Raw genomic sequence first — 8,438 nt, 5'->3', positions numbered from 1 at the left:
CTTCGGCTGCGACGAGGTCGTCCCCGGCATCGGCCAGACCGGCGTCGTCGCGGTCATCAAGGGGCGCAAGAGCGGCTCGGGCAAGGTCATCGGCCTGCGCGCCGACATGGACGCGCTCCCCATCGAGGAAGCCAACGACCTGCCCTACAAGTCGAAGGTGCCGGGCAAGATGCACGCCTGCGGCCATGACGGCCATACGGCCATGCTGCTGGGCGCGGCGAAATACCTCGCCGAGACACGCAATTTCGACGGCACGGCGGTGGTCATCTTCCAGCCGGCGGAAGAGGGCGGTGGCGGCGGCGACGCCATGGTCAAGGACGGCCTGATGACCCGCTGGAACATCCAGGAGGTCTATGGCCTGCACAATATGCCGGGCATTCCCGTCGGCACTTTCGCGGTGCGCAAGGGCCCGGCCATGGCGGCGGCGGACCGCTTCATCATCGACATCGAGGGCAAGGGCGGCCATGGCGCCATGCCGCATCTGTGCGTCGATCCGGTCCAGGCGGGCTTTGCCATCGGGCTGGCCATGCAGACCATCGTGGCGCGCAATGTCGATCCGATCGAGAGCGCCGTTGTCTCCATCACCTCGGTCAAGGCGGGCGAGGCCTTCAACGTCATCCCGCAGACCCTGCGCATGCTCGGCACGGTGCGCACCTTCAAGCCGGAGATCCAGGACCTCGTCGAGGCGCGGATGAAGGAGCTGGTGGAGAATGTCGCCAGAGGCATGGGCTGCGTCGGCACGATCGACTACCAGCGTGGCTATCCCGTCACCTTCAACCATGCCGACCAGACCGACTTCGCCGTCAAGGTGGCGCAGTCCGTCGTCGGCACCGACAAGGTCGATCCCAACACGCCGCCGCTGATGGGCGCCGAGGACTTCTCCTACATGCTCAACGAGCGGCCGGGCAGCTACATCTTCCTCGGCAATGGCGACACCGCCGCCTGCCACCACCCGGCCTATAATTTCGACGACGCCGCGATCCCGGTGGGCACGAGCTACCTCGCCAAGCTCGTCGAAGCGGCCATGCCGGCGTGAGCGGGACCATGACCGCAAACCCCGTCGCGCTCGGCATCGTCGGTGCCGGGATCATGGGCGAGCGCCTGCTCGGCGCCGCCCTCTCCCAGGCCTCCGACGTCGTTCGGATTGCCGGCATCTGGGACCCCTCGGCGGAGGCCATGGCGCGCATCGCCGCGGCCTTTCCGGGGGTGCCGCGCCTCGCCGATGCGGCGGCGGTTACCGCCGCCTGCGACGCGCTCTACATCGCCTCGCCGCCATCGTCGCATCTCGGTTATGGGCGTATGGCTCTCGCGAGCGGAAAGGCCGTGTTCTGCGAGAAGCCGCTGGCGGTGGACGTCGCCGATGCCCGCGCCTTCGTGGCGGAGGCCGGAGGAAGGGGCGCCGTCAACTTCCCCTTCGCCTCGTCCTTCGGGGTGGCGACGCTCACGCGCTGGATCGGCGAGGGCGCGGTGGGCACCGCGCGCCACATCACCATCGAGGTCGCCTTCGCCACCTGGCCGCGCTCCTGGCAGATGGACGCGGCGGGCTGGCTGGACGGGAGGGCGCAAGGCGGCTTCACCCGCGAGGTGGTGTCGCATTTCCTCTTCCTGTCCCGCCGTCTCGGCGGGCCTCTGACGGGCCTGAAGGCGACGGCGGACTATCCGGAAGTGGGCCGGTCCGAGCGGCGCATTGCGGCGACGCTGACCGCCGGGGCGCTGCCGGCGACGCTGGCCGGCAATGTCGGGACAACGGCGAAGGACGACCACAATATCTGGATGATCGAGGGGGAAGCGGGGGCCGTGCGGCTGCGCGACTGGTCGATCGCCGAGCGGCGCATGGCGGACGGCTCCTGGCAGCCCGATCCGGAGGCGCTGCCGAACGAGAAGATGCGCCCGCTGGTGCTGCGCCGGCAGCTCGAAGGCGTCGCGGCGCTGGTGCGCGGCGAGGCGCACCACCTCGCGACGCTGGCCGAGGCGCTGGAGGTGCAGGAGATGGTCGAGGGAATTTTGAAGGGGTGAGGGTGACATGGCCCCACCCGCACCCTCCCCGCTCCCGCGGGGAGGGAGACCACGATGTCGCGCCCGATGTTGAGCGGTTCCGCCAGGCCCAACCCATCGATAGTCCAGGGAGGCCGAAGTCTCCCTCCCTGCGACAGCGGGGAGGGTAAGGGTGGGGCCTTAGGCAGTCTCGGTCGCTGCCGAGGCCCGCTGTGCCCCTCAAAACCGCAGCGCCGTTGACCGCCACCATGACAGTTCCATGATAGCCACCGACCCTTCCGTCATGGCCGGGCTTGTCCCGGCCATCCACGACTTGAACACGCGGCTTAAGGCAAAATTCGTGGATGCCCGGGACAAGCCCGGGCATGACGGGTGAGGTTCGGTCGGGAGAACCGCGACGGGCGATCACCTTTCCGGCAGCGAGCCTCGAAGGACGCACTTGGCTGATGCAGGGCGCCCGCCCCTACCTCTTCCCATCCTCCAGGATCATCCGCGCGCCCTTCTCGGCGATCATCAGCGTCGGCGTATTCGTGTTGCCGGAGGTGATGGTGGGCATGACCGACGCATCGGCCACCCTGAGGCCATCGATCCCGATGACCCTGAGCCGCTCGTCCACCACGGCGAGCGGGTCCGAGGCGCGGCCCATCTTCGCGGTGCCGACGGGGTGGAAGATGGTCGTGCCGATGTCGCCAGCGGCCTTCGCCAGGCTCTCGGCATCATCGCCGATCACCGGGCCGGGCAGGAATTCCTCGGGACGGTAGGGCGCCAGCGCCGGCTGGCCCATCAGGCGGCGCGTCACGCGCAGCGAATCCGCCGCCACCTGCCGGTCCGCGTCGGTGGCGAGATAGTTCGGCGCGATGACCGGCTTGTCGGCGGGATCGGCGGAGCGGATGTGCACCGAGCCGCGCGAGGTCGGCCTGAGGTTGCAGGGCGCCACGGTCACGGCGGGGAAGCGGTGCAGCGGGTCGCCGAACTTGTCGAGCGACAGCGGCTGGACGTGGAACTGGATGTTGGCCCGCTCCTGGGAAGGATCGGAACGGGTGAAGATGCCGAGCTGGCTCGGCGCCATGGTCAGCGGGCCGGTGCGGCGGAAGAGATATTCGAGCCCCATCAGGCCGCGCTTGAACAGGTTGTGGTAGGTCTCGTTCAGCGTCTTGATGCCGTCGACCTTGTAGATGGCGCGGATCTGCAGGTGGTCCTGCAGATTGCCGCCGACGCCGGGCTTCTCCTGCACGACCGGAATGCCGTGGCGCGAGAGCACCTCGCCATGGCCGATGCCGGAGAGTTCGAGGATCTGCGTCGAGCCGATGGATCCGGCGGTGAGCACGACCTCGCCGCGGCAGCGGGCGATGATGCTCTCGCCGCCCTGGCGGAACTGCACCCCCGTTGCACGGCCGTTCTCCACGATCACCTTCTCGACGAGCACGCCGGAGAGGAGATCGAGATTGTCGCGGCCATCGATGACCGGCTTGATGAAGCCGCGGGCCGCCGACCAGCGCAGGCCCTTCTTCTGGTTGACGTGGAAATAGGCGGTGCCCTCGTTGTCGCCGGTGTTGAAATCGTCGAGGGGGCGGACGCCCATCTGAACGGCGGCCTCACGGACCTTGTCGAGCAGGTCCCAGCGCACCCGCGGCGCCTCGACGCGCCAGTTGCCGCCGGTGCCGTGGTGCTCGCTGTCCCCAAGGAAATGATCCTCCAGGCCGACGAAGAGCGGCTTCACGTCGTCCCAGCCCCAGCCGGCGAGGCCGAGCTGGCGCCAGTGGTCGTAGTCGGCGCTCTGGCCGCGCATGGTGATCATGGCGTTGATGGCGGAGGAGCCGCCGATCACCTTGCCGCGCGGATAGATCAGCGAGCGGCCGTTGAGGCCGGCCTCGGCCTCGGTCCTGAACATCCAGTCGGCGCGCGGATTGCCGATGGCGAAGAGATAGCCGACGGGGATGTGGAACCAGATCCAGTCGTCCTTGCCGCCGGCCTCCAGCAGCAGGACGCGGTTCTTCGGGTCGGCGGAGAGGCGGTTCGCCATCAGGCAGCCGGCCGTGCCGGCGCCGCAGACGATATAGTCCCACTCACCCCCAATGGTGCGGGCCATGGCTCCCCTCCGGCACTGTCACGGGCTCTCGGTGACGGCCCTTGCAGCGATCCATCGCGCGGGGCGGGACGAAGGTCAATTGGACGGAGGGGGGAGCAGGTGCCGTTTCGAAGGTCCCCATCGGCGAAGCCGCAAACCTGCAACCCGCCCCCTCGCCCGTGCCCCATTCCCTGCCGGCGCAGGGCGCGCTAGCCTCCCGTCCAAATCGTTTGAAAAGAAGAGGACACGTCCATGCATATCCTGATCATCGGCGCCGCCGGCATGGTCGGCCGCAAGCTCACCGAGAAGCTCGTCCGCGACGGCACGCTCGGCGGCAAGGCGATCACGGAATTCTCCCTGGTCGACGTGGTCGCCCCGGAAAAACCCGCCGGCTTCACCGGCAAGGTGACGAGCTGGGCCGTCGACATCTCCTTCCCCAACACCGCCGGGCCGATGGTCGCCGGACGGCCGGACGTCATCTTCCACCTCGCCGCCATCGTCTCCGGCGAGGCCGAGGTCGATTTCGACAAGGGCTACCGCATCAATCTCGACGGCACGCGGCAGATCTACGAGGCGATCCGCCAGGAAGGCGTCAAGGCGCCCTACCATCCGCGCGTCGTCTTCACCTCCTCCATCGCCGTCTATGGCGCGCCGTTCCACGAATTCATCGAGGACGAGTTCTTCCACACGCCGCTGACCAGCTACGGCACGCAGAAGTCCATCGGCGAGCTGCTGCTCACCGACTATTCGCGCAAGGGCTTCTTCGACGGCGTCGGCATCCGCCTGCCGACCATCTGCGTGCGTCCGGGCAAGCCCAACAAGGCGGCCTCGGGCTTCTTCTCCAACATCATCCGCGAGCCGCTGGTGGGAATGGAGGCCGTGCTGCCGGTGGGCGACGACGTGGTGCATACCCATGCCAGCCCGCGCTCGGCGGTGGGCTTCCTCATCCATGCCGCGACCATGGACACCGCCCAGCTCGGCTGGCGGCGCAACCTCTCCATGCCGGGCGTGGTGGCCACCGTCGGCGAACAGCTCGAGGCGCTGCGCAAGATCGGCGGCGAGAAGGCCCTGAAGCTCGTGCGCCGCGAGCCGGACGCGCTCATCATCCGCATCGTCTCCGGCTGGTCGCAGCGCTTCAACGCCAAGCGCGCCGCCGAACTCGGCTTCACCGCCGAGACCAGCTTCGAGGAGATCGTCCGCGCCCATGTCGAGGACGAGCTCGGGGGGAAGGTCGCCTGAGGGCATGCTGTTCCCCTCCCCGCTCGTCCCCGGCCGGCTGGTGCAGCGCTACAAGCGTTTCCTCGCCGATGTCGTGCTCGACACCGGTGAGGCCGTCACCGCCCATTGCGCCAATCCCGGCGCGATGCTGGGGCTGAACGCGCCGGGCAACCGGGTCTGGCTGTCACGCTCGGCCAATGCGGCGCGCAAGCTCCCCTGGTCGTGGGAGCTGGTGGAGGCCGATGTCGGACGCGGGCCGGAACTCGTCGGCATCAACACCGCCCATCCCAATGCGCTGGTGGAGGAGGCGATCGGCGACGGCACGATCGCGCCGCTCGCCGGCTACGCGACGCTGCGCCGCGAGGTCGCCTATGGCAAGGCGAGCCGCGTCGACATGATGCTGACGGCCGAGGGGCGGCCGCCCTGCTATGTCGAGGTGAAGAACGTCCACCTGATGCGCGTGCCGGGCCTCGCGGAGTTTCCCGATTCGGTTACGGCGCGCGGGGCGAAGCATCTCGACGAGCTCGGCGACATGGTGGAGGCCGGGCACCGGGCGGTGATGGTGTTCCTGATCCAGTACGGCGGCGCCGAGCGCTTCGCCCTCGCCCGCGACATAGACCCCGCCTATGGCAAGGCCTTCGACCGGGCGCGGGCGCGCGGCGTCGAGATGCTCAGCTTTCGCTGCCGCCTGAGCCCCGAGGCCATCGTGGTGGAGCGGGCGGTGGAGATCGCGGAGGGAAGCGCCACCGCCTGATCGGCGGGCTTGCCGCGGCCGCCTCCCTCTTTCATGAAGGGCGCGATGCGGTCCCGGGGACGCCGGGGCGATGGGAGCGACGGCATGAGCGTGAAACCGGGCTGGCAGGGCCGCTTCTTCGAGGATTTCGAGATCGGCGACGTCTACAAGCACCCGCTCGGACGCACGGTGACGCAGGCCGACAATATCTGGTTCACGCTGCTGACCCAGAACACCGCCCATCCGCATTTCGACGCCAACTATGCGGCGGCGACCGGCTTCGGCAAGCCGCTGGTCAATTCCTGCTTCACCATCGCCCTCGTCACCGGACAGTCCGTCACCGACATCAGCCAGAACGTCTTCGCCAATCTCGGCTGGGACGAGGTGCGCCTGCCGGCCCCGGTCTATGAGGGCGACACGATCTATTCGGAGAGCGAGGTGCTGGAGAAGCGTGATTCCGGCTCGCGGCCGGAGGTCGGCATCCTCACCGTGCGCACCAGGGGTTACACGCAGGCCGGCGACGTGGTGATCACCTTCAAGCGCACGGTCATGGTCTATCGGCGGGGACAGGGGCCGGGCGGCAAGCACCGGCCGGAGCCGAAGGGCTGAGGGTGGTTTGCCTCCTGTGACGTCAGCCAAGGCGCTCGCCTGAAGGCCCCACCCGTACCCTCCCCGCTGACGCGGGGAGGGGGGCTACCGCGTCGTGCCGCGACAAGCGGCGTCGCGCCGGGCCCGGCCGTGAAGGTGCGCGAGGAGGAGCCCGGTGCCGCCGCATGCCCACGCTGAATGCACGGTGCCGGTGGTGCCTGGCGGCCCGGCCGCCATTGGGGCGAGAGGTCGAAGACCCCCTCTCCTCGCGGCAGCGAGGGGAGGGTGCGGGTGGGGCTTCTGGACAGGCGCCCCTCACCCGGCCTGCGGCCGACCTCTCCCCGCCGGGGAGAGGTGAAGCAGCGGGTGCGCCCCCGCCTCACGCCTTCTTCAGAAACTCCGTCCGCAGCACCAGGCCCTTGACCCTGTCGACGCTGCATTCGACCTCGTCAGGATCGCCGGTGAGGCGGATAGATTTCACCCGCGTGCCGCGCTTCAGCGTCACCGATGTTCCCCGTACCTTCAGGTCCTTGATCAGCGTCACGCTGTCGCCATCAGCTAGGATCGCCCCGTTCGAATCCCTGACATCCATGGTTCAGTCCTTCGTTTCCGCCGGGGGATAGGGGTGGCGGGCGCCGCGCCAGTCGGCGACATCGTCCGCGCCGAGATAGGCGGGGCCGACCGGGACCTTGCCCTCGCCGCCGGGAATGTCGAGGACATAGGTCGGCTGGGCGAGGCCGGAGAGCCGGCCGCGCAACGCCCGCATCAGCGCCTGGCCTTCGGCGATGGACAGGCGGAAATGGGCGGTGCCCGGGGCCATGTCGGGATGGTGCAGGTAATAGGGCTTCACCCGATTGGCGAGGAAGGCGCGCATCAGCGCGGCGAGCGTCTCGGCATCGTCGTTGACGCCGCGCAGCAGCACGGACTGGCTGACGAGGGCGATGCCGGCATCGGCGAGGCGGGCCAGGGCCTGTTCGGCGGCGGGCGTGAACTCACGGGCATGGTTGGCATGGACGGCGACATAGACCGCCTTGCCGGCCGCGCGCAGGGCCCGGGCGAAATCGGCGGTGACGCGGTCGGGCGCGACGATCGGCACGCGGGTATGCCAGCGGATGACCTTCACATGGGGGATCGCCGCCAGCGCCCGGGTCAGCGCGCGTGCCCGCCTTGCCGAGAGCACGAAGGGATCGCCGCCGGTGAGGATGACTTCGAAGATCTCCGGCCGCGCCGCGATGTAGGCGATGGCGGCAGCAAGCTCCGCCTCGTCCAGCGATCCCTTGCCGCCCGGGCCGACCATCTCGCGGCGGAAGCAGAAGCGGCAATAGACCGGGCAGACATGGACGATCTTCAGGAGGACCCGATCCGGGTATCGGTGGACGAGGCCGGGCAGCGGGGAGTGCGCCTCGTCGCCGATGGGATCGGCGCGCTCCTCGGGCCGGGTGTCGAGTTCGCGGGAATCGGGCAGGAACTGAAGCGCGATCGGATCGGCGGCGGCCGCCGCGCCCGGCTCCGCGGGCATCAGCGAAGCCATCAGCGGTGTCACCGCGATGGCATAGCGCTCTCCCACTTTCGCCGCATCGGGGCCGGCGGCGGGCGGCAGCAGGCCGGCCGCGACGAGGTCGGCCGCCGTGCGCAGGGTGCGGTCGGGTCGGGTCATGGCGGCCTCATGGTCCCTGGCGCGGGCAAAGGCAAGGGCCAAGGCAAGGGCCAAGGCCCGAATCGGGGGATCGGGGACGGTCCGCGGCGGCCCTCCCGCCTGTTCACCGCTTTGGCGAAAAAGGCCGGCGGGGAGGGTGATCTGCCCTCAGGCGGGCTTGCCGGCAAAGAGCCTTTGGA

The 8,438-nt window shown here is 69.2% G+C and carries 8 protein-coding genes; 5 read left to right on the top strand and 3 right to left on the bottom strand.

Annotated features, from left to right (window positions below; genetic code table 11):
• Together Q8O26_RS20680 and Q8O26_RS20675 are read left to right on the top strand one after the other, a co-directional pair.
• Window positions 1–1,036 (top strand): M20 aminoacylase family protein (locus Q8O26_RS20680; RefSeq protein ID WP_305579118.1); only part of this gene is annotated, 1,036 nt, incomplete at its 5' end.
• A gap of 8 nt (window positions 1,037–1,044) precedes the next feature.
• Window positions 1,045–2,016 carry a Gfo/Idh/MocA family protein gene (locus tag Q8O26_RS20675; protein ID WP_305579116.1) on the top strand — a complete coding sequence of 324 codons (972 nt, stop codon included), beginning with the start codon at window positions 1,045–1,047 and terminating at the stop codon, window positions 2,014–2,016.
• A gap of 442 nt (window positions 2,017–2,458) precedes the next feature.
• On the opposite strand, the gene Q8O26_RS20670 is transcribed toward Q8O26_RS20675, so the two are convergent.
• A complete protein-coding gene (locus tag Q8O26_RS20670; protein WP_305579114.1) occupies window positions 2,459–4,084 on the bottom strand; it encodes a GMC family oxidoreductase in 1,626 nt (541 codons plus the stop codon).
• A gap of 231 nt (window positions 4,085–4,315) precedes the next feature.
• Here Q8O26_RS20670 and denD point away from each other — a divergent pair, with 231 nt between their 5' ends.
• The 3 genes from denD (at window position 4,316) to Q8O26_RS20655 (ending at window position 6,623) form a co-directional block, all read left to right on the top strand.
• Complete coding sequence (gene denD, locus Q8O26_RS20665; protein WP_305579112.1) at window positions 4,316–5,302, top strand: D-erythronate dehydrogenase; 987 nt, start codon at window positions 4,316–4,318, stop codon at window positions 5,300–5,302.
• 4 nt (window positions 5,303–5,306) lie between these two features.
• The gene (gene sfsA, locus Q8O26_RS20660) at window positions 5,307–6,035 is read left to right on the top strand and encodes a DNA/RNA nuclease SfsA (RefSeq protein ID WP_305579110.1); all 729 of its coding nucleotides are present in this window, start codon (window positions 5,307–5,309) and stop codon (window positions 6,033–6,035) included.
• An 84-nt stretch (window positions 6,036–6,119) separates the two neighbouring features.
• The gene (locus Q8O26_RS20655; RefSeq protein WP_305579108.1) at window positions 6,120–6,623 is read left to right on the top strand and encodes a MaoC family dehydratase; all 504 of its coding nucleotides are present in this window, start codon (window positions 6,120–6,122) and stop codon (window positions 6,621–6,623) included.
• A gap of 358 nt (window positions 6,624–6,981) precedes the next feature.
• On the opposite strand, the gene Q8O26_RS20650 is transcribed toward Q8O26_RS20655, so the two are convergent.
• Both Q8O26_RS20650 and Q8O26_RS20645 read right to left on the bottom strand, forming a co-directional pair.
• On the bottom strand, window positions 6,982–7,194 hold the full coding sequence (locus Q8O26_RS20650) for an alkylphosphonate utilization protein (protein ID WP_305579106.1): 213 nt from the start codon (window positions 7,192–7,194) through the stop codon (window positions 6,982–6,984).
• 3 nt (window positions 7,195–7,197) lie between these two features.
• Window positions 7,198–8,259 (bottom strand): lysine-2,3-aminomutase-like protein, encoded by a 1,062-nt coding sequence (locus Q8O26_RS20645; RefSeq protein ID WP_305579104.1) that lies wholly within the window; start codon window positions 8,257–8,259, stop codon window positions 7,198–7,200.
• Window positions 8,260–8,438: the final 179 nt, after the last annotated feature.

Origin of the sequence: Phreatobacter sp. (genome assembly GCF_030691135.1) — a bacterium.
GTDB lineage: Bacteria > Pseudomonadota > Alphaproteobacteria > Rhizobiales > Phreatobacteraceae > Phreatobacter.
This window is presented reverse-complemented; position numbering and strand designations above follow the sequence as displayed.